Raw genomic sequence first — 25480 nt, forward strand, 5'->3', positions numbered from 1 at the left:
TGAATAATTCCTCAAGTTTGCACGATTAAAATGTTTATTGTAAGGTAAATACAAGTATTCCGTTTCTTCATATCAAGAAACCTTACGTATTAAGTACTTTCGGAATATGATTTGAATATAATGATTATGAGGTGAAAACTATGTGCTTTTCAACTAATGTAATCGAACAACAAGCTCTTACCATAAGTGATAAGATAATAAAATATTCTATATACAAACCAGTAAGTTTGGATTTTATTGGAGAGAAAAGTGTTGGAATACAAGATATTATTAAGCAAAGTAATAGAGAAAAAATATCACTAATTACAAGGATCAATTTAGAAAACAATGAAGGATTACAAATTAGTGTCGAACCAAATGAAAATGGGTTAAAGTACGCTATGGGGGAAATCTCTTATAAAGGATATAAAAAACTGCAAAGCCAAGAGAATAGACAGTTTATTGGGTATTTTTTTGCAATATCAAGCGTTTTTCTATTGATTTCCTGGGCTTCTATCAGTTGGTTTTTTATATAAGTGTTTCTAGACTTTAATGCCCTCGAGCGAACACTAACAGTAATCAATTTTATAGATATTTTTTATACTACGAGAGCATTGATTTAAGTGAAAGTCAATGCTTTTTTTGGGTTAAAATTATTTATACGATGGGCTACGGTATATAATTCAAAAATTTATCATAGCTATTAAGAGTAAATTAAAATTCCCAGTTTTTATTCAATAAAATAGGGAATATTAAATGTAAGACAGGTACATAGGACATTATAATTTTATATAGTGGGTCTGCATAATTTATTCATAATTTCAGTGTAAGATTGTTAAATCAACGAAGTGTATCTGTTTATAAATTTAGAAGCATTTTGAGGAGGATAACAATGAGAAAAAAATTAATGATAGGACTAGGTTCGTTGGTTATTGTTATTACGTTGTCTGCTTGTGCTGGTGATGAAGAGGAAACTACCACGAAAACTACCACACATGAGAACATGGATATGAAAACGGAAGAAAATAAGGGTATGGACCATTCTAATATGGATATGTCTGGATCAGGTGAAGTTCCTACCAGCTTAAAAGTAGCTGAAAATCCAACTTTTGAGGTAGGAAGTCAAGCAATTATTGAAACAGATCATATGGAAGGTATGAAAGGTGCCGAAGCAACGATTGTCGGTGCTTATGATACAACTGTTTATACTGTCTCGTATACTCCTACAACTGGTGGAGAACGTGTAGAAAATCATAAATGGGTCATTCATGAAGAATTAGGAGAACCACAATATGCACCATTAGAACCTGGTTCAGAAGTGGTCCTAATAGCTGGACATATGGAGGGGATGGAAGGAGCAACCGCTGAGATTGATTCGGCTGAAGAAACAACTGTGTATATGGTTGATTTTACTTCTACTACAGGAGACAAAGTGACTAATCACAAATGGGTAACTGAAAGTGAATTGTCACCAACAAAATAAATTATATTTTTATATTCATGCAAAAAACCTATCCATTTTATGGATAGGTCAGACTGTAGACAAACTCGAAAAAACGAGTTTGCATACAGTCTTTTTTGTTTTAAAATAAGAAAGTCTTGAAAGTGATGAACACTTTATACATTGTTAGGCTAAAAAATAAACATTTTGACTAAAGAACCATATACTAGCATAGGAAATGAAATGGAGGAAACTTCTTGATTTTTAATATGCATAATGGTGTTGGTAGCAATCCTATGGGAATGGGAATGGATTTAACTAGTGATGCTCATCTAATAGAAGACGTTTCAAGAGCTATTATTTTAGAAGTTCAAGCTTATAATTTTTATCAAAGATTAATTCAATTAACGCCTAATGAACAGTTCAGACAGATTATTTTAAGAATACAGCACGATGAAATGAAGCATTATCATTGGTTCACAATGATTTTAAGGATGATGGGTGGACAACAACCACAAATTACATTTGGGGAAATACCAAGAGATTTTAACGAAGGTGTCCAAAAAGCAATTCAAAATGAATTAGAAGCTTCTTCTTTTTATCAAGATATTGCATCAAGAGCAACAACTCATCATGTTCAAATGCACTTTATGCATGCCTCACATGATGAACAACGGCATGCAACTTGGTTACAGAATATATTGATGATGGACAATATGAAAATGAATCATTCAAGTTCAGGAGAACTTCCAGAAGGTTTAAAAGCAGCTGAAAATCCCACTTTCCCAGTTGGAAGTAAAGCTATTATAAATGCTGACCATATGCCTAATATGAAGGGTGCTGAAGCTACAATTGTAGGTGCTTATGATACAACTGTGTATATGGTAAATTATATTTCTACTACAGGAGAAAAAGTTACAAATCATAAGTGGTTAGTAGAAAGTGAATTGTCAGCAAAATAATTCGGTAATATTCCGCTGATTGGCAGAAGGCTTAATAATTGATAAAAACCCTTCTCAATAAGAAGTGCTTTTATCAATTATTAAGCCATTTTTCTACTCATTTCCGCACTTCACGGCAAATTTTTGCAAATTCTTGGCAATGTGTATATTGAAAATTTTCACAATTTGATACAAATGATTCACAAATTTCTGCATAAGTAGGTAAAATGTGGATTTATCCAAAAAGCAATCTGTTGGCATACTTTTCTTACATAGTCTCTTTCCTTTTATTATTAATCCAAATAGATAAACCCACAATACATATTAAAATTATAGATATATAGATGTAATTCATTGAAACTTTTTGAAGAACTCCAAATACTAGTGCTACTTCGAGGATTACTGCTGGTATTTTACCTATAGTACTTGCAATCATAAAGAGTCCGGCTTTAATAGAAGTCAAAGAAGCTCCTGCGGTAATTAAACCTGAAGGAACAAATGGGAGTAATCTAAATAGAATAATTAGTCTAAAAACATCCTTTGAGGAACCATTTTTTGTAACCCTTAAAAAAGTATGATTAAACCATTTAGATTGTACTTTAGAAAAGCCCCAGCGGTATAGGTAAAATCCGATAAGTGCCCCGAGGATTTCTCCTGTAAATGTAAGTATGGACCCTACAACCAGTCCAAGTGAATTAATGTTAATTGCAGTAATAAAGAAACTAGGAACAAAACCAACGGCCCCAATGCCCAAGTTTAGTAGTAGCAATAAAATAAATTTTATAGCTATGTTTTGTGATTGAATAAATTGTAAAAATTCGTACAAGAGTATAAACCACCTATCTATTCTTATCTCTATATTACTTCTAAAATTTGAATTATTAAAGTTGCAACTACTGACATTGGTAAACCTAAGTTGAATCAAAGGGTTTATTTCTTTATTAAGATACTTAATAGGTCAGATTAGTTTGAGACAATAAAACTATAGTCCTTAATTTTGTCGGATAATATAGGTGAACTAGGAATTCGTAATGATTTTGTGATCAAACCGTAACGAAAATGTTTCATCATTTGTGATAAAGTTACAATAAATAACATTAACTGCGGTGTAAAATGAGAAGTAGAATAATGCAATTATTAATTGTGATGTCTTTAATTTTTTCCGTACAAATATTTTCTGCAGATAAAGTCAATGCTGCAACATCAACTGAACTAGGAGCATTTGCTTCAAAGTTTTACGGTACTCCATATAAATTTGGTGGAACAACTCCCGAGGGATTTGATTGTTCTGGATATATTAGAAATGTTTTTAATAAGTTCAACATTAGTTTACCGAGAACATCTGCCGAACAGTATAATGTCGGGGAAACAGTAGCAAAAGAAAATTTACAACCTGGTGACCTAGTGTTTTTTGCAAATACATAAAAAAAAGGTATTTCTCATACTGGAATCTATTTGGGTAACGGGGAGTTCATCTCTGCAAAAAGTAAGGGTATTTTAAAAGTTAACTTAAAAACAGATCCTTATTGGGGACCTAAATATGCAGGAGCGAAACGGTTATCGTAGCTATGGAAACAGGAAAAAATCCTAATAACTAAGTTTTAGAGACTTTCTTAAGAGTACAATCATCCAATGTATAGATGATTGTGCTTTTTTATGTTTTAATAGGTAAGAAAACCTTTCTTGTCCATATATTATCCATAATTATTTGTTATCCTTTTTTATGGTATTGTTTTAATTTACATATTGAAAAAGAAACTATAGGAGGGACCGAATGTCTTCATGCTCCTTAAACAAAGAAAAGAAAAGAATACAATAAAGAAAAAGAAAAATACTTTACTAAGAGTTTTATTATACTTAACAATTTTGCTATTTATTCTCTTGCTCTTTGCCTTCTGGATGACATATTTTTATAATCCTAAAGCAGAGGAAAAAAATACATTTGACGATAGAATCTACCCTTTTTTTCATGTTGAACCAATTAATAATTTAACTGTAGAATTAAATGGGATACCTACTGAAACATCTAATCTAGATACGGGAGTGAAATCTAACTTGAATCTAGAGGATAGAGATGAATTTGAGCCAACTATGGATACTTTCTTTAACGAAAGCGAACTTACTGTAAAGAATATTGATGCTCTTTTTGAAAATATGAAGTCTACTAAGGAAATTTCAGGGGCGCATTCAACTTTAGGAAATGAAGTTCTGTATATTTACCATACTCATAGCAGGGAATCTTTTTTACCATATTTAGAAGAAGCAGATAAACCTGAAGAAGCTTATCACTCGAATGCAAATATTACATTAGTAGGAGAACTGCTTGGAAGGGCACTGGAAAGAAGAGGAGTAGGAACGACAGTTGATTCAACCGACATCGTTCAAGAACTAGCAACAAGAGGTTTAAACTACAACAGTTCTTACAATGTCTCAGGAGAGCAAGTACGTGCTGCGTTAAAAGATAATAAAGATTTAGAGGTCTTTATAGATTTGCATCGTGATTCTTTACGAAGTGATTCAACTACTACTGTGATGAATGGTGTAAATTATGCCAAATTGTTATTTGTCGTGGGTACGGGCCATGAAGGTTTTGAAAAGAATCTTACGTTTGCGGAAGGGTTACAAACTATTTTAGATAATCAATATCCTGGACTGTCAAAAGGTATAATGCAAAAAAGCAGTAACCAAGGCAATGGAATTTATAATCAAGATATTTCTCCAAAATCCATTATCGTGGAAATTGGAGGTGTAGATAATACAGTAGAAGAGCTTCACCGAACTACAGAAATATTTGCGGATGTTTTAAGTGAATATTATTTTCATGAAGAAAAGTAAAGGCAATCTTTTGATTAGAACCAAGACATTACTTATGTCGATAACCAATTACTTTTCAATTAATTGGTTTTTTTACGTTAATAGAAATGCACCTAAAAGCCGTTAGCTTCAAGGTGCATTTTATTTTTAAAATTTAAATTCCTGCATGTGATACTAGATTGTTAGATTGACCTTGTAATAGGTCGGAAACAGCTTTTGCTAGAACTGAAATTGTACGATTAATTTCTTCCTGTGTATTATCGATTCCACCAAGTTCTATTAACACCATATTGTTTGCAAGATCTTGATTATAAATACTGTCCACGTGGTCTCCTTTATTACCGAGGACGCCTTTAGATATTCTGTTGAAAGTTTAGGGAAAAACAAGAAAATATTTAATACTTTAAATTGCTTAATGTGCACTTAAATTTACGACTAATATTATCTACATTGGTACGTGCATTTAGTATAAACAAATGAATCCATAGATTTTCCATATTTATTTGATAAACTGCCAATGTAAATGATGGAGCAAGTTAAATATGTAACATTCTAATCCGGGATGCAATATATGAGGTAAAAGGTACCGATTCGCCATGGGTTAATAGTTCTAAAGGTAAAGTGTTAATGTAAGGTGGAGTTGGATAAAATGTAACGCTATATAATCATAGAAACTGATAGTGAGAATGAAGCGTTTTGTTATTTTATGACTTAGTACTCGATAGACATATTAAATTTTTATTCAATAATAGGAGATAAAAAAATATCCATAAAAACTGAATTCGCAATGGTTAGACTAGTAATATAAGCATATTTCCTAGCTTATTGTTTTTGGAGAGTTATAGAGAATATACTTGTATTTGTTACAATAGTAATAAGTGGCGAGAAACAATATTGTATAAGGGGAGTGATTTAAAAGTGGTATAATATTACTGTAAAAAATAAATATTTAGTAAAATCACTCTAAGGTTGTTATTCATCTAAGAAATTTCCCTTTTACTTAATACAAGAACATATTAAGAGCATTATGTTCTTATATTTTTTTGTTGAGAATAGAACATACGTTCCTTAGTTAATTAAAGGAGGATGATTTAATGGAAATAATAGAAAATGAATTAATCGTATCATTTTTAAATGATACAAATAATCGAGAGTTGTTCGAGAACTACCAAAAGAAGAATTCAGATGTCATTAAAATGGAATTAGACGAGCGCTTCAGAGTTTTTTACCATAGGTATAGATTAATTTCCTATTTTATTAAAGTATTACACTTTGAAAGTATACATTTTGATAAGAAAATCCACTTACACAATAAAAGGTATCAATTAGCTACAGCGCAAACAGGAGGAGCAGAGTTGATTTGCGAGCAGAATTTTAATGAATACTATGAATACCACTCACCTTCGTTAAGTTTTCAGGATCATCTTACAAGTGAAGAACTTTTTAAAAGCTTTACCCAGCTAACGGAAAAGCAAAAGTATATTGTAACGCTCGCATACCTTCATCAAATGACAGATACAGAAATCGCTAAATCATTAGGTATATCGCAACAATCAGTTTATAAAACTAGAAAAACAGCTATTAAGAAGTTGCGAAATGGGGTGAATTCAGAATGTTTGAAGGAGAAGCTCTTGTTCAATTGATCGGAAACTTTGGTTTTCCAATTGTCTTATCCATCTACTTATTACACAGATTTGAAAGGAAGATTGAGGCATTAGAAAGTGCAATTAGTTCTTTAGCTGATGTTTTCGATAAAAATAAATCATAAAAGTGGGGTAGCTATGTCTGATAAAGAAATGATAAAAATAATCGAACTACTGGAGCCAAAAATAAAAAAAGTTCTTTTGCAAACGAACATTCATAATCGAGATGACCTAGAGCAGGACTTACTGGAGCTAATAATAAAAAAGATTCGTAGTAATGAAATAGAAGATGTACCTGGTTTCTTCGATTTTATCAATCAAACAAAAATAGAGGGTAATAAACCACAGAACACTTAGGGATTATATCATAATAGTGAAAACGTGTAGAAAATAGAAATTCTGTAAAAGAAAGCGACTCAATTAAGATTTTATCAGAGGTTGTATTTATCCTCTTTTCTTTCCCTTTTATAAATGAATACATTATAAAGGAGGAATAAATATGGATTTTGAAAAAATTTACAATGTTTAATTTAGAGGTGTGGAACATTACAAACAGCATGTAGAAACTTAGTGCAATTCACAAATAAGTTGAAGGTGATAGGGATGCTCAAGAGAGAAGTCCTCGAACAAATATGAAACATACACTTGGCCACTAAGGTAGAAAGATTATAGCAATACAAAACTAAGAAGAGGTGATTTTTTATGGTAAAAGTATTCATTGATGCAGGTCATGGCGGGACAGATCCAGGTGCAATAGGGAATGGGTTACAGGAGAAAAATCTAACATTACAAATTGGCACTAGAATTAAAGATATTCTGATTGCCGAGTACAACAATGTAAGTATATTAATGAGTAGAACCGGAGATCAAACACTAACTTTAACGCAGCGTACTAATGCAGCTAACTCTTGGGGTGCTGACTTTCTCCTTTCGGTCCATATTAATGCAGGAGGTGGGACAGGCTATGAGGATTATATTTATCCAGGATCAGGTACGCCTACTACTACTTATCAAAATAATATTCATGCGGAAATCTTAAAGCTTGTTAATTATGCAGATCGTGGGAAAAAACAGGAGAACTTTCACATGTTACGTGAATCCAATATGTCGGCTCTATTGACGGAAAATGGATTTATCGATAATTTAACTGATGCAACAAAATTAAAATCAGCTTCCTTCATTGAATCTCTAGCCCGAGGTCATGTGAATGGAATTGTTATGTGTTTTAATCTTCCTAAGAAAAGCACAGCCATATACCATACGGTAGTGAGTGGCGATACTGTCTATTCATTAAGTCAAAAATATGATAGTACAGCACAACAGATTAAAGATTGGAATGGACTTGATGCCAATTACACCATTTATGTTGGACAAGTGTTGAGAGTGAAATAAAATCGAAACAAACTTAGCCCTGCTCAATTGAGTGGGGTTTTAAAATTTTATATTAGCAAATTCTCTCATTAAAGATAAAATCAAATTCCAAATTCATTACTATCTATTTTACTACTATTTTCTTTTCTTGGTATTGAAAGAGTCATGGTCTATTTTTTGTTTATTAATTGGTATGGTTTATTTTTGTAAATATTATAGCTTCTCCCTTTACCGTTTCTTCACTTTTTTCAGTTGTTTTCTGAACAGTAGTGGCTGAGGGATATAGAAGGACTATTCAAAGCAGGGGTCAAGGATATAAATTTATTACCGAGCCAAGGGGATATCCTTACGTTCAGAAGTGACATGTGTATTGCAAGTGTCTTTTTTGTCTATTTATTTAGTTCAACTTGAACATCTTCAATTAATGCTGGTAAAGGTGAATCTTGTATTTCGTCAATAGGTGGCAACTTATCAGTTAGAGCTTTCACTAATGCCACACGTTGTATTTCAGCAATGGCTTCTGTATCAACATTCTCCATGTACTTAAAGTAAAAATCAATCATGTTGGACATTAAGTTACCTTGTGATATCTCTATAGAATTGATTTCTGATAATTGATTTCTAATATATTCAAACCGTGTATGTGTATCTTCCGACAACCTAACAGATACCACTTTTGTCTTTTTAGTAGCGATTGTTTCCACTTCCTTAATTAAGTATTAACTTCACTAATTATATTATCAGACTAATCAAATGTATACAATCACTTACAATAGTTAGTTTGATGCATTGTAAACAAATGCTCACATGATATACTAACTCTTGTGGATAAGTAGTAAACATTCACTTACAATAGAACCTTCATCTTTTAGCCTGTGATTAAAGCGCACAAAAAAATGAAGGTGGTGCATGAGACTATGAATGAAATTACACTAATAAACAATAGAGGCAATTTCATTAACAACAGCACTACGCTATCGAGCATCTATTTAACGAATTTTGCAAAGTATAACGCTGTGTTTTAGCTGTTTGAAAAAGGTACTACAAAATGAAAACGAATGTTAAAAATAGTTTATTTAGATTCGAAAGGGGATTATATGAAATGACATTAAGAAAAGTACTACTTCCATTTGCAGCAGGTGCACTAGCTTTAAGTTTAGCAGCTTGCAGTGAAGAAGATAAAGCGGCAAATGAGGAAACACCACAAGTAGAAGAAAATGAAAAAGGTACGAAAGAAGAAGCAGCAACCGCTCAAGATATGCAAGTCAAGTTAGCTGAGCAGCAAGTAGACAAGAACAAAATCGTAGCTGTTGTAAATAAAGAAGAACTTACTGGGGTAGAATATAATGCTTCATTGACGTCAATCCAAGGTCAGATGCAACAAACTGGACAAGATCCAACAAGCGAAGAAGCAGCTGCACAGGTTAAAGAACAAGCACTTGATGCGCTAGTTAACCACACATTGATACTTCAAAAAGCAAAAGAAGAGGCCATAACTGCATCTGAAGCCGAAATTGATGAAAGATATGCAACATTAGAAGAACAATTTGGTGGAGAAAAAGAAATGAAAAAAGTATTGAAAGCAGAAGGTATGGACGTTAAAACAGTAAAAGAGGGAATTGCTGAGTCTCTCCTTATTGAAAAATATCAAGGTAAAGTTGTGCCAGCAGATGGAGTAAAAGTTACGGATAAAGAGATTCAAGAATACTACGATCAAGCTGCAGTGCAATCAAAAGAAGCTGAACAGGAACTCCCACCACTTGAAGAAGCAAGTGAAGAAATAAAAGGAATTCTTATACAACAAAAACAGCAAGAAATATTTGCTACCCACATGGAAGAACTAAAAGAAGATGCCAAGATTGAGTTGAAAATTTAACATTAATTGGTAGTCAGGTGATTAACTCTCTAGTATAAGCGAAAGTAAGAATCCAAACTGAATGAGTTATTGATGTCCTAGAATCTGCTTTAGATTCTAGGATTTTTTGCAAAGATAGGAAAGTATATAAAAATACCTTCTACCCATAAAGAAGCGGAATAGCGAATGAAATTGCATCTTCAGGCCCGCACGATGCTGGTCAGGCAGTCGTTGCGAAATGTTTTTTGATATTGAGCAGGAGCACCACGATGTTGCGTACTTAGACTGTTATCATCTCTCCTCTATTATTAGGTAGTATCTTTTCTCTAGTTAACCAAAAATGTACTAACCTGTTTCTAGAAGTTGTAGAAGGGCGACGGACAGTCAAAAGCCATAAGATTACCGAGAAAAAAGATGCTGGTCGTGACTGAAGTCACGACCAGCATCTTTAAAAAATCAAAAGGTAATTATATAGCAATAAGTCTGTCCAAAGTTCTTTGAAAACAATAGAAACAGGTTTAGATCCAAAAGGACCGGGCGTTTTAATTGCCTGGTTTTTCTTATTTGGCAACACTTTTCTCTAACGGGTGAAAGTACCTAACATGCTGTAGTGACAGAAATGTATAGCTACTGCTAGTGCGGGATAGCCTTGTAAAATACGGGGAAGTCCCAAAATCGTTATAGACGAGTATATTCCTACGGGTGGAAAGAAGTCAGAGCAGGGGATAGTAGCGAATATTCTTATCGGAAAAGCCATAAAGATAAGTGGCTACTCATTTGATTGGGAGACATAGGAATCAAACATTCGAAAATCACCATCTATTGGAGGAATTTTTTGAAAAGTTTATTAGGTAAAAGGAAATTGAAGTTTGTAATTGAGATCAAAAGAAAAGTTATGTATACAAAAGCGAAGCGTTTAGGACTCACACATCCCGATGTTGTCAAATGTAGCAAAGAACTAGATGTATTACTTAATAAGTATCATCCCTAAGGCCAATGCAAAATCCATTCCAATAGTATGAATTTTTATTAAGAGATAGCGAATGTTTTACCATGTAGTTTTGGATTCCGACTAAACCGTAGTGAAAATATGGCGATTGTGAAAATTCGAAAGAATTTATTAGGGTGATACAACACTAGAATCACGGAGGGTGATAGAAAAATTTGCAGATAATTATTAGCCCTTCCTCATAAATTTTTCGCTATTGGACAAAATATGTAATGGACAGTGCTGCTATTCAAAAGCACTTCTCTAGAAAAAACGAGGGAGTGAAATAGATGGGCGATAACATCAAACGAAAACGTGCCAATAATAATGATGAGGAACTTAGTGTTGGTGCTTTTCCTGGGGGTACCATGCTACTGCTCTTGATCCATTTTGTTCTGCTGCAGGACCTATTGCTGGCAGAGAGTTAGAAAATGAGAGGGTGAAAAATACAATTGATGACGAAGATCATGGCTCCCAAAAAAAGAAATTAGAATTCAGTAAAGACATTCTTAAACGCAATGGCATAGTAATCAGAGGACTTTCTAAACGGGAGGTCCTTTTATGTCAACGGGTTACTATAAATTTAGTTGTTTGATACACTAAGTATACAAGATAGATAGAGAATATAAGGTGGAAAATAATGGGGAACTTTGGATTGCTTTTAATGTTATTAGCTTTTGTTAGCTTTATTATAGGTCTTATTGGTGTTGTTAAGGGAAGTGTAAAATTCCTAAAATTAGGTTCTAGGAAGGCAAGTGGATTATTTCTCGGTGCTTCTTTCGTAGTATTTATTGTAGGTGCAATTATGTTAGGGAGTGATTCTTCCATCACCGTACCAGCAGACGAAGAAGTAGCTTCAAATGTAGAAAAAAAGAAAGAAACGAAGAAAGAAGAAACGTCTAAAGGAATAGGAGAGAAAAAAACACCGAGTGTAGAGGTTGTTCCTACTTCAGAGAGTGATGCTTCTAATAAGGAGACATTAAAAGGTGAGTTAGAAGTACATTTCGTAGATGTAGGTCAAGGAGCAGCACAAGTCATTATTATGCCGAACAAAAAGGTAATGGTTATAGACGGTGGGAATAACGACGATGAGGAAGAAATGGTTGCTTATTTAAGACAATTAGGTGTTTCTAAAGTGGATATCTTAATCGGAACACATCCAGATGCGGATCATATCGGCGGGATTGATGCAGTGATTAATTCTTTTGACATTGGAAAAATCTATATGCCAAAAGTTCAAAGGGATACAATAACATTTGAATCTGTATTACAATCAATTCAAAATAAAGGATTGAAAGTAACAACTGCTAAAGCAGGGCTAGACCTTGATTTGGATCCTACGGTACAAGTAAAAATGATTTCTCCTATCGAAGAAACCAATAGTGATGCAAATGAACTGAGTGCAGTTGTACGACTGCAATTCGGCGAACAATCTTTCCTTTTAACAGGAGATATAGGGATACCGACGGAAGATAAGTTAATTCAATCAGGTGAAAAACTACAATCTACTGTTCTATTAACAAGTCATCATGGAAGTGATCATTCCTCAAGTGAAGCGTTCATACAAGCAATTCAACCAAAGTATGCAGTTATACAAGTAGGGAAAAATGGGTATGGTCATCCGACTAGCGAAGTATTAGATCGACTAGCGAATCATAAAGTTAGCATTTATCGTAATGATACAGATGGAACGATTGTTTTTAAAACAGATGGTAAAGAGATGGAAGTAAATAAAAATGCTTTTGCTCATACACCTGTGGCAAAAACACAAGCAGCTACACCAGTTGTCGCACCAGTTACGCCACCAGCTACTGAATCAAAATCACCGGGTAGTTTAAAAGCAACTGCAACTATTGATAATCCAAGTCCAAATCAAAATGAAGAAGTAACGGTGACGGTTACGGTAAAAGATCAAAATGGTATACCTGTAAATGGAGCAAATGTTCATTTGAACCTTGCATTCAAGTCAAAAGATACTCCTTATGAGAGTGTAACCAATGCAAATGGAGTAGCCTCCATGTCCTTTAAAATTGGACGAGCAGCTGAAGGATTCACAGTAAATGGTGATATTACTATTACTCATAATGGTTCCACTATTACTGCCAAAATAGACTTTACACCAAGATAAAGGATGTGTAGACATGAAAGGAATTGTTGACCGCTTTGAGGGCAATATCGTTGTCATTGAGATTAATGGGCACACACAAGATATTTCGAAAGACATGGTGAATACAGATGTGAAAGTTAGTGATGTTGTGGAATTGGTGAACGGAAAATGGGTATCGAAGAAAGAACAAACAGATAAACGAAAAAAAGAGATAAAGTCACTTATGGATAGTGTTTGGGAGGATTAAGATAAATAACAAGAGTAGCGAACTAACTTTTGAATGTTTAATATCCTTTCCTTTTCTATATAACTTCATAAATCAAAAGCGGTCTCCTGATTGAATCTTTCTTAGAAATCAAATAGGAAACCGTTTCTTTTTGTTTTATTAAATAGGTATGCCAAATAACAATAAAGGTTATAAGGCTTGTAAAATAAGGCCAATTGCAGCATAGATAATGACTGTAAAGTAAATAACTATCATGTACACCAATGAGAATTTAAACATTTTATTTGCCCAGTCTTTGATATCCATTTTGCGTGAGCCAAATAAGCTTAACCCCAACCAAAATAAGCCTAAAACAAGTGAAACTAAAGTTAGACCTAAGCTTAGTGGTAAAAATAAAAAGCTAGAGAACACTAACAAAATTAAATAGAAATTTGTTTGGATATACGTACGTTTTCTCCCCTTGACAACGGGAAGCATAGGGATGTGTGCCGCAGCATAATCTTCTTTCTTACGAATAGCTATAGCGTAAAAGTGAGGCATTTGCCATATGATCATTATTAAAAATAAAGCCCAACACGCTGGATGCCAAATATTTGGGGCAACTGCCGCCCAACCGATTAAAGGAGGAATTGCTCCTGAAATACTTCCAACTTCCGTATTCCAAATGGTATAGCGTTTAGTCCACATTGTATATGGAACTACATAGAAAAACACCCCTAAAATCCCAAGTAAAGATGCTAAAGGAGAGGCAAAATATAATAAAATTAAGCCAACCAATAATAATAAAGTGGCGACTTTTAAAACTTTTTTAATTGATATAGCACCGGTAACAGTTGGGCGAATCTTTGTACGGGCCATAACGGCATCAATATCGCGGTCATAAATGTTATTAAACGAACCAGCCGCTGCGATAACGGCCGCTGTTCCTAAAAGTGCAAAAACTATATTCCAAATATTATCTACAAAACTGTATTGATATGTATATAAAGCCAGCATTAATCCTGCGACCATTGGAATCAGATTGGACTTGATAATTCCTGTTTTAACTACTTGTGCCCATAATGTCTTTTGTGTTTGTATATTCATTGAATTTGATTGCTCCTTATTTACCCACTTGAACTAATATAACCTATTTCATTAGCAAATTTCCATCATATAACCTTCTTATCATATTCACTTTTGAACATTTTAGGACTTTTTCCACTTATTATAAAAGGTGCTACGACCAATATCGCATTTGAAGACAGTTGGAAACTTAACTTCATATTGCTGTCTAAGGCTTTGTCGACATGGGTTACTGGGATAAAGATGAAGACTTTTTTGAATGGGAAGACATAGCGGAGAAATTAAATATCTCTCGAAAGAAATTATTGCGTGTGAGATGTGTTAAACTAAAGTTGTTATAGAAGAGGAAGTGGAAGTCAATATGGATATAGAGGTTTCAAAAACAACTGAAAAACACATTTTAGAAAAATATCCACATTTAACAAAGGGCGATGTACAAATTCTATTTTCAGAAGGACAAATTGTTAAAGAACCTGAAGATATTTCATTTAAACCAGAACATGAGTTAAAATTTGATCATTTAAAGAGATCAAGTTGTACGCTACACGTTCCTAAAACGATAGCAAACATTTTAGGAGTCGAGTCAACTATTGACTTAGTACCAGACGAAGATGGGATTATCTTCACATCGGACATGGAAGCAAAGTGAACTTTTTATATTCTATTGAAGTAGAAATGTTAACAGACTAAGTAATAACAGTGAATATTAACAAAAGAACAACTCGATATAGTTGTTCTTTTATTTTGTAGAATAATTTAGGGCCAAGTTCCAAACACATTTGAAAAATGGAATAATGCATATCGTTATTGTATTTTATAATGGAGAAAAGAAGCGTTAGATGTTGTTTTTCGTATTCGGAACATTAGGTGTAAAAGCAAAATTAAAGAATTTATCCTTCCTGTGTTGTATATTGATTACTAGGAGGGATTATTCATGATTAACGAAGAAATAAATAAACTATCAGATATTTTGTTACAAAGTCTCTATGATTATCATTTTGCTAATAATGGCGGTAGTTACACATTACCTAAAGCAATGGTAAATGCTGACGTCAATAGCAAACAAGCTATTGAATACCTTATCGAAAAGGAATATGCCATAGATAGTGGGCAAGGTTCAGATAACCTGGTTTTAGCAATAACAGCGCAAGGTATGGACTATATTAAAAACAAATAAGTGAATGAACAAAAAGGCAACTTCCCCTTCAATATGGAGAGAAGTTGCCTTATTTTGTTTACTTATGAAAAATACGACGTCATTGCTCCACTCCAACCCCAATTCAAGCGGATATCGACAGAGTGTTATCAATATTAAAATCCACCGCTATCTTATGAGAATCGTGATATATCATCTGAATAGTCTATCCAATAATATGTATAAAGGTGCGTTAATACTTACTACTGCTCCTGGCAAACAAGTAATTCGATGCCGTTACATATTCAAAATATTGGACTAAGCAAGAAAATATTAATCCAAAACATTAAATCTATTGTCAGTTTTAAAGAATTTGCTTTATACTTTTGGAATGGTAAGCGGCTTTGATCTGATTAACGCAAAAACGACTAAATTCGGAGCGAAGTAGAAGAATAAATAGAAGAAAAGCTGTTTTTTGAACGAGTGGAACCTGAAGAAGAGAGTTTGTAGAGTAGGGATAAAATAAGTAGGAGTTTGATTCTGGAATGAAGGCATTAACGTTCTTTTTGTTGAACTTTTTATTCTAACGCAGCAAAACAATCTTGTATATCCAACTCAAACAGCTCTTTTATAATTTGCAAAATAATTCTGTAGATATATTTTTAAGAAATAATACCTTATTTCTTTACCTTCTTATGATTATCAGGTGTCTATAAATAAATCGAGAAAAGTGTGAAACAAAAAAAGTGTTCATTCGTCAAATTAGCCGACAGGCCACATAGTGGTTAGTTGAAATATAGAGGAGGAATTTTATAATGAAAAAAATGCTTGGAATAATGATAGGTGCACTAGTTGTTTTTGCAATGGTAGGCTGTTCAAGTACAAGGGAAAACGAGGGTGGAACGACTGCGTCTGACGTCACTGTTAAGGACATAATGGTTAGTATTAAGGCACAAATTGTACAAGATATAAAAGATGCAGGTTTTGACGATGGACAATCAGATGAAGACATCCTTCAAGGATACATGGAAACAAATTTAGTGGATATTACAACTGACGATGTACTTGGTCAAATGTTTTTCGAACGAACTGGGCTTGACAAAGAGTTACTTGCAGAAGGTTCAATGATTATCTCTGCGTTTAATGTAAATGCAGATGAAATCATCGTTTTAAAAGCAAAGGATGCTAAGAGTGTGGATACCCTAAAGGCATCGTTACAAAAAGAGTTAGATGCACAGATTCAAACATGGGAACGTTATCTACCTGAGCAATATGAAAAAGTGAAGAAAAATGTGTTAAAAACCAAAGGGAATTATATTTTATATGTGACATATGACAATGTAGATGCAGTTGAGAAAATCTTTGATGAAGAAGTAAAATAAATTTAAAGGCGCTAAGAGCCTTTATACATAATATAGCAGAAAGTAAGGAGTGGTTGTGTGGTATTCAGTAGCTTATTATTTCTGTTTTTCTTTTTACCAGCTACTTTGCTCCTTTATTTTTGTGGTTCAAGAAAGATGAAAAATGGCATTCTTCTTGTTGTGAGTCTTTTTTTTTATGCCTGGGGAGAACCTATTTATATTTTCTTAATGATTTTTTCGGCTATAGTAGATTATCTTCATGGGTTGATAATTCAAAAGTATCGTTTGACGTCGCCGATCAAGGCAAAGCTTGGTCTCTTGTCGTCGATCGTTATCAATCTAGGAATATTATCTTTTTTCAAATATGCAGATTTTCTTATTGAAAATATAAATTACCTATTGGGTACGCAGGTAAATACACTTGATCTTCCATTACCTATTGGCTTATCTTTTTACACATTTCAAACAATGTCGTATGCCATTGATGTGTACCGTGGAAAAGTGAAGGCACAACAAAATCCGTTTACGCTTGCGCTATATATCTGTTTATTTCCACAGCTTATTGCTGGGCCTATTGTCCGCTACGAAATTATTGAACACGAGTTGAAAAATAGATGTGTCACACTCGATCAGTTTTCAGATGGTGTTAGATTATTTTTAATTGGTCTTGGAAAGAAGGTATTACTTGCAAATAATATTGGATTTCTATGGAGTGAAATACAGCAACAAAGTCCTGCCGAATTATCAGTACTGTCAGCTTGGATGGGGATAGCGGCGTTTGGATTACAGCTCTATTTCGACTTTAGTGGTTATTCCGATATGGCGATTGGTTTGGGGAAAATGTTTGGCTTCAGTTTTCCACAAAACTTCCATTATCCGTTTGTTTCGCGTAGTATAACGGAGTTCTGGCGGAGATGGCATATGACACTTGGTGCCTGGTTCCGAGACTATGTATATATTCCGCTCGGTGGCAGTAGAAGAGGGAAATACAGGCTCTATCTAAACTTACTCATCGTTTGGGGTCTGACGGGGCTATGGCATGGTGCCTCTTGGAATTTCGTAGTTTGGGGTCTGTACTTTGGTGTAGTAATTTCGATTGAAAAAGCGGGACTGCTGATGCTTCTTGAAAAAGTGCATCCAATTTTTCAACATATCTATACGTTCGTCATTGTCATGATAAGTTGGACATTTTTTGTTTTTGAAGACATTTCCAAGAGCCTGGTCTATTTGAAAATGATGTTTGGTTTTTCAGGACAAGCACTGATAAATGAGCGATTCATGTACGACATATATACCAATGCAATTTTGTTCCTCTCGGCTTTTTTGGGAATGATTCCAATTTGGAAATTGTTAAGGTCTAGACTAACTCGTTGGCATCCAATAATTGACGATATTGTGCTACCTATATTTTATTTAGTTATTCTTGTATTATCTACTGCTTATTTAGTGGATGATTCATACAACCCATTTCTTTATTTTCGATTCTAGGGGGTAACGCATTGAAGATACATAAAAAAATATTTATAGGTGTATTCCTTCTGTTTATTTTTGGAATTGGGTTTTTCAATATAGTATCGAGAGACCGTTCTTTTTCAGAGAGAGAAAACCGTCCATTAGCACAAATGCCTGAATGGACAGTGGATAACTTTATATCTGGTAAGTTCACGACGCGTTTTGATACATATCTTGCTGATCAGTTTGTTTGGAAGGATAGCTGGGTGAAACTAAAGGCGATGGCGGAAAGAGCTTCATTAAAAAAAGAAAACAACGGTGTATTTTTGGGCAAAGATGGATTTCTTATTGAGTCGTTTGATAAACCTGGCGATCAGTTTGTTAAAAACATAGACTATGTGAAAAATTTTGCGACCATTGCGAAAGGGATTCATTCGTATGTATTGTTAGCTCCAACTTCTGTTGCTATATACGAGGAGAAATTGCCGCTTTTTGCACAAACTGCAAGCGAAGCAGATGCTTATGAAACCGCAAAAGAAAAATTAGCTTCCTTCGCAGAAGTAATTGATGTACACGATGCACTAAAATCACATAGTGATGAGCATATTTACTTTAAAACGGATCACCACTGGACGATGCGTGGTGCCTATTTAGCTTATAAAGAAGCATCCAAAGCGATGGGCATCAAACCGTATGCGGAGGAAGATTTTCTCATTAAAACGGTATCTGCCCAATTTTACGGTACACTTCACGCCAAGGCAAATACAATGGACGTTGAGGCGGACAAAATTGAAGTTTATTTACCAAAATTTGAGGCTACTCAAACGGTGACATATGAAGATGGCAGGCAGTCAGACTCTCTGTATGAATGGGACTATCTCGATAAGAAAGATAAGTATTCATTATTCCTGGATGGGAATCATACACTTGTCACGATTAAAACAGGAGTTAAGAATGACCGTAAGATAGCGGTAATTAAAGATTCTTTTGCGCATGCTTTCGTTCCTTTTTTAGCAAATCACTTTGAGGAAATCCATATAGTTGATCTTCGCTATTACCATGAGGATGTACTGACGTATTTACATGATCAGAAGATTTCGGAAGTGTTATTTTTGTACAATGTTGCTAATTTTACTAAGGACCCAAATATGATTTGGCTGTCGCAAAGTTCAGGGAAATAGTAATTATTCATCGACTAGAGAAGAATCACGAAAAGGATATATTAACCAATGGCTGCCTGTAAGGGCGGCTTTTTTTATTACGGGAGGTTTAGTGATTAAACGTTATAAAATAGCCAAAAGTAGTGACATTTTTGAATTGCTACCCTGCAAAGTACTATAGAGTATTTCTTTTCACTCTTGAAAGTAAAATATTGTTATTTTATGAGGGAACAGATATCTTAATAGAAAAGGGGTGAAGGAAATGGAACAGATTAATACAGTGCGTTGGAAATTGGATAACCTTCAGGGTGGTCTTGACTTAGAAAGCTTCAAGGATAAGTTGATGATTATAAACGAGCAATTAACAAAAATTCAAACAGATATAACAAAATTTAAGATTTCCGAAAATGAATTAATTACTCTTTCAAAGGTAATAAAACAGATTGAATCAGCAGAATCACTATACTATTGCCTAACTACAGAAGATGTAGATCAAAATATCTTATCTCCTTTAATTGGAAATATTTCGGCTTTAAAATCTAAAATTCGAGTGATACTGTCTATCGCACAAGTGAACTTAAACAACATGAGTGAAGAGCAATTTACTAACTGGTCTAAAGATATTACGCAAATAAACCTTCTGAATGAAATTAAAAAAAATAAGGAAAAAGGGAGTCGAGTAGAAAAAAATAGATTAAATGAGTCTTTACATTCATTGGCAGCTACTTATAGGCAAATGAAGAGAGATTTAAAAGTAAAAAATGTTTACGAGAGCGAGGATAAGGAAATTTCGTATTCAGAAGCCAATTATTTATCATTTAATGATCCCGATCATAATAAAAGAAGGAGAGTATTTGAAGAACTAAATCGATCATTAGAAAAAGAAGCTAATAGTTTTGCCTCCATTTACAATCAGATGGTAGGTATCAGGCTAAAAGATGGTAAAAAAAATGTAAGTGTACTTGATGAATCTTTAAAATTAAATGGTATTTCGAAACAAATATTAAATGCTATTTGGGGAGTGTTAGATGCTAATATAACTGAAATTTCAAGTTACTTACGTATTAAATCAGAAGAATTAGGGAAGGAAAAACTATCTTGGTATGAATTAATGTCTTCTACTGTTGAAGAATATCCTCCATTTCACTTCTCAGAAGCTGTAAAAGGTCTCACTAAGTCTCTTGAAAACATAGATAGTAATATGATTGAATTCATAAACAAGTGCATTAGAAATGGTTGGGTAGATGCCGAACCCCGTAATACAAAACAACCAGGAGGATTTTGTGCTCCTTTTTTGGATGAAGGGGAGTCGCGAATTTCTTTAAGTTTTGATAATACGATTGACAGTGCCAGAAGACTTGCTCACGAATTAGGGCATGCTTGGCATTACCAACAGATGAAGGATGCTCCTTCACTTTGTTTTACGGATGACTCATTTGAATTGACTATGGCGGAAACAGCCTCGATTTTCTTTGAAACAGTTTACCTAGATTACATAGCTCAAAGTACAAATGATTTAGCAGCTAAGAAAATATATCTCGAATCAAACATTCAGCGTTGTTTAAATTACCTAATGAACATCAGAGGTGCTTTTTTATTTGAAGAGAAATTTTACGAGCTTAGGAAGAATGGAGATGTAGATCCTGTTCAAATGGAACAACTATCCTTGAAATGCCAAGAACAGGCTTACGGAAATAGTTTAAGTGAATATGAACCTTTTGTATGGATTAAATATGATCATTTTTATCAAGCTGATACTCCCTTTTATAACTATCCCTACGTTTTTGGATTCTTGTTTAGTATAGGGATCATCGAAATTGCAAAAAAAGATGAACTATTCGCTGAAAGATTCCAAGAGTTTTTAAGTGAAACTGGAGTTATTCCACTTGATCAATTAGTAAAAAAACATTTTGATATAGATTTAGCCAAACCAAATTTTTGGCAAGGGTCAATTAAGAAATTCTTAAAAGATATACAAGATTATATAAAGCTAGCAAAGAAAGGTTATTAAAACATTATTTTATAATGGATGGAGGTCTTTCTTCTTCGACTAAATCGGCTACTAGATTATCAACAATATTTAGTACTAAAAATGATTATGTGGTGCTTTACTTCTAGGGTGGAGTAGAGCTTCTTTTACAATTCACTAAAAATCCGAAATATAATGGAGGATTTCTATATATGGTTAACAGTTGGGGAGCATATTCCATGGAAATAAAGGATTTTGTTATTAGTCTCTTATACAAAATGAAAGAAATTTTAAATGAAGATTTTGTTGGATTTTATATACATGGTTCTTTGGCTATGGGGGGATTTAACTCTAAAAGTAGTGATATAGATGTTTTGGTTATAACGAATAAAACAATGACTGTTGGAACTAAAAGAAAGCTAGCTGAGTTATTATTAAGACGCTCCAATGAGCCTTTCCCCATAGAAATAAGTTTTATGAATATGGAACCATTGAATAATTGGACACATCCTGGCCTTTTCGATTTTCATTTTAGTGAAATTTGGAGAGGAAGGTATCAAGAAGACTTGTCAAAAAATTCCTATCACTATTTAAATGGAGATGTACGAAATGATGCAGATTTAGCAGCACATATTACTATAATAAATCATCGAGGGCTTAGATTAGAAGGACCTCCAATAGCTGAAGTATTTCCTTATGTTCCACAATCGCATTTTATAGCATCTATTATGGGTGATTACCAGGATTGTTTGGAGAATATTGAAGAGGATACCGTTTATTGTGTAATAAATTTAATAAGAGTGTATTGGTACCTTAAAGAAGGGGTTATTTCATCCAAGCAAGAAGCTGCTAACTGGGGCCTATCATCTTTACCAGAAGAGTTTAGATTTACAATTATAAAAGTAATGAAATGTAAGGATGAAAAAGAGCACTATGGATTTGAGAAAAGGGAACTACTTACTCTAAAAAAATTTATAAATCAAAACGTTCAAGTGCTATATAACAGAATGGCTGACCTACAATCAACATCCATTTCTTTTAAAAAAGAAAATAAAATTTGCGAGGATTGATTAGTCTCGTATTCTTATTCTTTACAAGGGAATTTCTCTATTCAAAAAAAGTTTAATTACTGTTAATTATGAATTATTTATTAATATTCATCTTATTCATTACGATTTTCATATATAGTAAAGAGATGCTAGGAAATTTGGTTTGGGTTTAATAATAAAACAGTTTCCCTTACGGTTCTACTATTTCAAGCTAACTAAATTCAAAGCACTCTAACAGTCAATAGCTAATCGGATAGTTTTTGGCATACATGTACTTTGCTCCTAAAAACCTCGTTTCGTAGCAGTGTTGGGGTATTAGAGAAAAAAATAATACTTCAGCAGAGGTATTTATATAAGGGGGTCAACTAAAATGCATTATGATGTAGTCGTAGTTGGAGCAGGTTCAATGGGAATGGCAGCAGGATACTTCTTATCAAAGAGTGGAAAAAAAGTTTTATTATTAGACTCCTTTAACCCACCACATAACAAGGGGAGTCACCACGGGGATACTAGGATTATTAGACATGCTTATGGAGAAGGGGAAAAATATGTTCCATTAGTTCTTAAAGCTCAAGAATTATGGAATGATCTAGAAAAAGCTACCGGAAGGCAATTGTTCTACCAAACAGGGTTTCTCAACGTTGGTGAAGAAAAATCGGGTTTTATCGAGAACATAATATCAAGTTCAACGAAATACTCATTGCCTCTTAAGATTATGGATGCAAGTGAAATTAAAAAGCGTTGGTCTGGCATCACATTACCTAACGACTACATTGGATGCTTTGAATCTACATCTGGCATATTAAAATGTGAGGAATGTATAGAGGCATATCGGGAACTTGCAGAGCTGAACGGAGCTTCCATCTTAACAAACAGTAAAGTGAAAGAAATAATAGTACATAACAAAAGAGTAACAATAAAGACCGAGGAACAGACTTTCTACTCTGATGCGTTAGTTGTTTCAGCAGGGGCATGGTCAGGGAATCTTCTTTCTATGCTAGATTTGAACCTTCCTCTTGAACCGGTAAGAAAAACATTTGCTTGGTTTGATACGAACGAAAATTTATATAATCATAAAATTTTTCCGGGTTTCTCATTTGAAACACAAGCAGGCCATTATTATGGTTTTCCAAGCATCAATGGTGCTGGATTGAAAGTAGGCCGACATGACGGAGGGGAAAAAGTAAATCCAGAAGAATCTATACTTGGGTTTGGAGAAATAGAGGAAGATGAAGCAGACTTAAAGCAATTCGTGAATAACTATATGCCTTTTCAAAGACAATTGAAATATGGGAAAACATGTATGTATACACTTACTCCTGATGAAGATTTTATTATCGATTTGCATCCTAAATATTCAAACGTTGCGATTGCATCAGGGTTCTCAGGACATGGATTTAAATTTAGCAGTGTCGTTGGACAGATTTTAAGTGACTTAATTGTATCAGGGAAAACAGAACAAAATATTGATCCATTTTCAGTAAATCGTTTTATAGAAAGCTTCAATATCGAAGGTGCATTGTATAACATCAATGAGCTTAAAGGGTTTAGTTTTGTAAATAAATGATTGGAAACCCTTTAAGCGGTTCGAGAAGGTGGCGATTTTTTACAGTCTGTTCGTTCATCAACTTCCACTGAAGATACATTTGAAGTCGATGAACACAACTACGATAATACAAACGAAATGAATAGAGCATTTTCTTTCTTAAGTGGGGTGTAAGACAAGGAAATTTTCATGGTGGAGGTGTATATATGTCCAAATATATTAGTAAATTTTTCTTAACATTACTAGCTTGTGTTATTTTATTTTTTCTATTAATTGGTATGTTTGATGGAGGAGACCACCTCGAAACTTGGATTTTTACTTTTAGTACAATTATTATCATACTACTGTCATTTTTGATCGTTCTTGTTTACTATTTAATCGATTTAGTTAAGAAAAAACACTAGAATGACTTAATCCCTTTTCCATTCATACAGTTAGGTGTTTTTAAACAAATCAACGAGCAATTGCATTGTGCAAAGTAAAATTGAAGAAGCTGCTGCCTTAAGGGGGGCTTTTCTTATTGGCTTTTTTTAATACTTGTTTAGCAAATAGAACGAATCATATCTAAGATTTATAGAACCTAAATCTATGTAATTCCTCCATCGTTTCCTCTACAATTATCCTATAAAGACGAAAGGCGGTGCTCTACTTCTATGATTACCGAACAAATTTTAATCAGCACAGTTTTCGTCGCTGGGATGCTTTCCTTTTTTTCACCATGCATCCTTCCCCTACTGCCTGTCTATATATCCATCCTTTCAACGGATGAAAATGGCAAACAAAACCAGCAACCTTTAAAAAAAATGAGCAAATGGCAAGTAAATCCGCGGTTGATTTTTAAGACAATCATTTTTGTTTTAGGACTATCTACAAGCTTTGTCATCTTAGGATTTGGTGCAGGGACTCTTGGATCTTTCATTAATACAGATTGGTTTATCGGCTTTTGCGGGGCAATCGTGGTGATACTTGGATTACACCAAATGGGGTTATTTAACCTTACTCTATTAAACCGCGAAAAGAAGGTTGAACTAAAAAGAAGTGGCAAGCGAGATTTGATAGGAACCTATTTACTAGGCTTTACATTCAGTTTTGGATGGACCCCTTGTATCGGACCAATCCTTGGCGCAGTATTAGGATTATCCGCAAGTGGAGGTCAAGCAATTTATGGTGCTATTCTCATGTCATTCTATGCACTGGGTTTATTGATCCCTTTTTTAATACTTTCTATTTTCTCGGATATTTTACTAAAACAAGTAAAGAAAATTAACAAGCATATGATTACAATACGCTTTATTGGCGGTGTAATTATTGTCATCATGGGGATTTTTCTGATGACGAACAACTTAAATCTATTCGTATCTTTAATTCCACAGTAAAG

At 33.8% G+C, this 25480-nt stretch carries 26 protein-coding genes and 2 pseudogenes; 23 read left to right on the plus strand and 5 right to left on the minus strand.

Features of this window, described 5'->3' with window-relative positions:
• The first annotated feature begins 140 nt into the window (after positions 1–140).
• The 3 genes and pseudogenes from LDK52_RS01920 to LDK52_RS01930 form a co-directional block, all read left to right on the plus strand.
• A complete protein-coding gene (locus LDK52_RS01920; RefSeq protein WP_277584263.1) occupies positions 141–515 on the plus strand; it encodes a hypothetical protein in 375 nt (124 codons plus the stop codon).
• Positions 516–871: 356 nt separating this feature from the next.
• Positions 872–1462 (plus strand): YdhK family protein, encoded by a 591-nt coding sequence (locus tag LDK52_RS01925; RefSeq protein WP_277584264.1) that lies wholly within the window; start codon positions 872–874, stop codon positions 1460–1462.
• 455 nt (positions 1463–1917) lie between these two features.
• Positions 1918–2370, plus strand: a pseudogene (locus tag LDK52_RS01930) (DUF1541 domain-containing protein); the annotation flags it as partial.
• 109 nt (positions 2371–2479) lie between these two features.
• On the opposite strand, the gene LDK52_RS20190 reads toward LDK52_RS01930, so the two are convergent.
• Together LDK52_RS20190 and LDK52_RS01935 are read right to left on the minus strand one after the other, a co-directional pair.
• The gene (locus LDK52_RS20190; protein WP_479687883.1) at positions 2480–2596 is read right to left on the minus strand and encodes a four-helix bundle copper-binding protein; all 117 of its coding nucleotides are present in this window, start codon (positions 2594–2596) and stop codon (positions 2480–2482) included.
• Positions 2597–2629: 33 nt separating this feature from the next.
• Positions 2630–3187 carry a TVP38/TMEM64 family protein gene (locus tag LDK52_RS01935; RefSeq protein WP_277584265.1) on the minus strand — a complete coding sequence of 186 codons (558 nt, stop codon included), beginning with the start codon at positions 3185–3187 and terminating at the stop codon, positions 2630–2632.
• Between the two features lie 320 nt (positions 3188–3507).
• Between LDK52_RS01935 and LDK52_RS01940 the strand changes: the two are divergent.
• Both LDK52_RS01940 and spoIIP read left to right on the plus strand, forming a co-directional pair.
• Positions 3508–3927, plus strand: a pseudogene (locus tag LDK52_RS01940) (C40 family peptidase).
• Positions 3928–4143: 216 nt separating this feature from the next.
• Positions 4144–5196: a stage II sporulation protein P gene (gene spoIIP / locus LDK52_RS01945; protein WP_277584266.1), complete on the plus strand. Its 1053-nt coding sequence runs from the start codon at positions 4144–4146 to the stop codon at positions 5194–5196.
• A 133-nt stretch (positions 5197–5329) separates the two neighbouring features.
• Here the strand turns inward: spoIIP and LDK52_RS01950 are convergent, their stop codons facing one another.
• Positions 5330–5536 (minus strand): stage II sporulation protein P, encoded by a 207-nt coding sequence (locus LDK52_RS01950; RefSeq protein WP_407081775.1) that lies wholly within the window; start codon positions 5534–5536, stop codon positions 5330–5332.
• 733 nt (positions 5537–6269) lie between these two features.
• On the opposite strand from LDK52_RS01950, the gene LDK52_RS01955 reads away from it, so the two are divergent.
• The 4 genes from LDK52_RS01955 to LDK52_RS01970 all read left to right on the plus strand — a co-directional run bounded on the left by LDK52_RS01955 (position 6270) and on the right by LDK52_RS01970 (position 8210).
• The gene (locus LDK52_RS01955) at positions 6270–6818 is read left to right on the plus strand and encodes a sigma-70 family RNA polymerase sigma factor (RefSeq protein WP_277584267.1); all 549 of its coding nucleotides are present in this window, start codon (positions 6270–6272) and stop codon (positions 6816–6818) included.
• Positions 6788–6943, plus strand: coding sequence for a YvrJ family protein (locus LDK52_RS01960; protein WP_277584268.1), 156 nt, complete (start codon positions 6788–6790; stop codon positions 6941–6943). Before LDK52_RS01955 ends, LDK52_RS01960 begins: the two co-directional genes overlap by 31 nt.
• 13 nt (positions 6944–6956) lie before the next feature.
• Positions 6957–7175: a hypothetical protein gene (locus tag LDK52_RS01965; RefSeq protein WP_277584269.1), complete on the plus strand. Its 219-nt coding sequence runs from the start codon at positions 6957–6959 to the stop codon at positions 7173–7175.
• 345 nt (positions 7176–7520) lie between these two features.
• Positions 7521–8210 carry an N-acetylmuramoyl-L-alanine amidase family protein gene (locus LDK52_RS01970; RefSeq protein WP_277584270.1) on the plus strand — a complete coding sequence of 230 codons (690 nt, stop codon included), beginning with the start codon at positions 7521–7523 and terminating at the stop codon, positions 8208–8210.
• A gap of 368 nt (positions 8211–8578) precedes the next feature.
• Here the strand turns inward: LDK52_RS01970 and LDK52_RS01975 are convergent, their stop codons facing one another.
• Positions 8579–8761, minus strand: coding sequence for a hypothetical protein (locus LDK52_RS01975; RefSeq protein WP_277584271.1), 183 nt, complete (start codon positions 8759–8761; stop codon positions 8579–8581).
• Positions 8762–9291: 530 nt separating this feature from the next.
• Here LDK52_RS01975 and LDK52_RS01980 point away from each other — a divergent pair.
• The 4 genes from LDK52_RS01980 to LDK52_RS01995 all read left to right on the plus strand — a co-directional run bounded on the left by LDK52_RS01980 (position 9292) and on the right by LDK52_RS01995 (position 13386).
• Positions 9292–10065 carry a SurA N-terminal domain-containing protein gene (locus LDK52_RS01980; protein ID WP_277584272.1) on the plus strand — a complete coding sequence of 258 codons (774 nt, stop codon included), beginning with the start codon at positions 9292–9294 and terminating at the stop codon, positions 10063–10065.
• Between the two features lie 814 nt (positions 10066–10879).
• Positions 10880–11035, plus strand: a complete 156-nt coding sequence (locus tag LDK52_RS01985) for an aspartyl-phosphate phosphatase Spo0E family protein (protein ID WP_277584273.1) — start codon at positions 10880–10882, stop codon at positions 11033–11035.
• Positions 11036–11672: 637 nt separating this feature from the next.
• Positions 11673–13160 (plus strand): MBL fold metallo-hydrolase, encoded by a 1488-nt coding sequence (locus LDK52_RS01990; RefSeq protein WP_277584274.1) that lies wholly within the window; start codon positions 11673–11675, stop codon positions 13158–13160.
• 13 nt (positions 13161–13173) lie between these two features.
• Positions 13174–13386, plus strand: a complete 213-nt coding sequence (locus LDK52_RS01995; protein ID WP_277584275.1) for a DUF3006 domain-containing protein — start codon at positions 13174–13176, stop codon at positions 13384–13386.
• Positions 13387–13554: 168 nt separating this feature from the next.
• Here LDK52_RS01995 and cyoE read toward each other — a convergent pair whose 3' ends face one another.
• Positions 13555–14451 (minus strand): heme o synthase, encoded by an 897-nt coding sequence (gene cyoE, locus LDK52_RS02000; protein WP_277584276.1) that lies wholly within the window; start codon positions 14449–14451, stop codon positions 13555–13557.
• A gap of 340 nt (positions 14452–14791) precedes the next feature.
• Between cyoE and LDK52_RS02005 the strand changes: the two genes are divergently transcribed.
• The 10 genes from LDK52_RS02005 to LDK52_RS02050 all read left to right on the plus strand — a co-directional run bounded on the left by LDK52_RS02005 (position 14792) and on the right by LDK52_RS02050 (position 25478).
• Positions 14792–15079, plus strand: coding sequence for a hypothetical protein (locus LDK52_RS02005; RefSeq protein ID WP_277584277.1), 288 nt, complete (start codon positions 14792–14794; stop codon positions 15077–15079).
• A gap of 285 nt (positions 15080–15364) precedes the next feature.
• On the plus strand, positions 15365–15607 hold the full coding sequence (locus LDK52_RS02010; RefSeq protein WP_277584278.1) for a hypothetical protein: 243 nt from the start codon (positions 15365–15367) through the stop codon (positions 15605–15607).
• A 773-nt stretch (positions 15608–16380) separates the two neighbouring features.
• Positions 16381–16947 (plus strand): DUF4358 domain-containing protein, encoded by a 567-nt coding sequence (locus tag LDK52_RS02015; RefSeq protein ID WP_277584279.1) that lies wholly within the window; start codon positions 16381–16383, stop codon positions 16945–16947.
• Positions 16948–17004: 57 nt separating this feature from the next.
• Complete coding sequence (locus tag LDK52_RS02020; protein ID WP_277584280.1) at positions 17005–18414, plus strand: MBOAT family O-acyltransferase; 1410 nt, start codon at positions 17005–17007, stop codon at positions 18412–18414.
• 11 nt (positions 18415–18425) lie between these two features.
• The gene (locus LDK52_RS02025) at positions 18426–19559 is read left to right on the plus strand and encodes a DHHW family protein (protein WP_277584281.1); all 1134 of its coding nucleotides are present in this window, start codon (positions 18426–18428) and stop codon (positions 19557–19559) included.
• A 241-nt stretch (positions 19560–19800) separates the two neighbouring features.
• The gene (locus tag LDK52_RS02030) at positions 19801–21549 is read left to right on the plus strand and encodes a M3 family metallopeptidase (RefSeq protein WP_277584282.1); all 1749 of its coding nucleotides are present in this window, start codon (positions 19801–19803) and stop codon (positions 21547–21549) included.
• A 197-nt stretch (positions 21550–21746) separates the two neighbouring features.
• Entirely contained in the window at positions 21747–22577 is an 831-nt protein-coding gene (locus LDK52_RS02035) for an aminoglycoside adenylyltransferase domain-containing protein (protein WP_277584283.1), read from the plus strand.
• Positions 22578–22926: 349 nt separating this feature from the next.
• Positions 22927–24123 carry an N-methyl-L-tryptophan oxidase gene (gene solA / locus LDK52_RS02040; protein ID WP_277584284.1) on the plus strand — a complete coding sequence of 399 codons (1197 nt, stop codon included), beginning with the start codon at positions 22927–22929 and terminating at the stop codon, positions 24121–24123.
• A 185-nt stretch (positions 24124–24308) separates the two neighbouring features.
• Positions 24309–24506: a hypothetical protein gene (locus LDK52_RS02045; RefSeq protein ID WP_277584285.1), complete on the plus strand. Its 198-nt coding sequence runs from the start codon at positions 24309–24311 to the stop codon at positions 24504–24506.
• A gap of 249 nt (positions 24507–24755) precedes the next feature.
• Positions 24756–25478, plus strand: a complete 723-nt coding sequence (locus LDK52_RS02050; RefSeq protein WP_277584286.1) for a cytochrome c biogenesis CcdA family protein — start codon at positions 24756–24758, stop codon at positions 25476–25478.
• The last annotated feature ends 2 nt before the right edge of the window (positions 25479–25480 follow it).

This window comes from Psychrobacillus antarcticus (genome assembly GCF_029533155.1).
In the GTDB taxonomy this organism is placed as follows: Bacteria; Bacillota; Bacilli; order Bacillales_A; family Planococcaceae; genus Psychrobacillus; species Psychrobacillus antarcticus.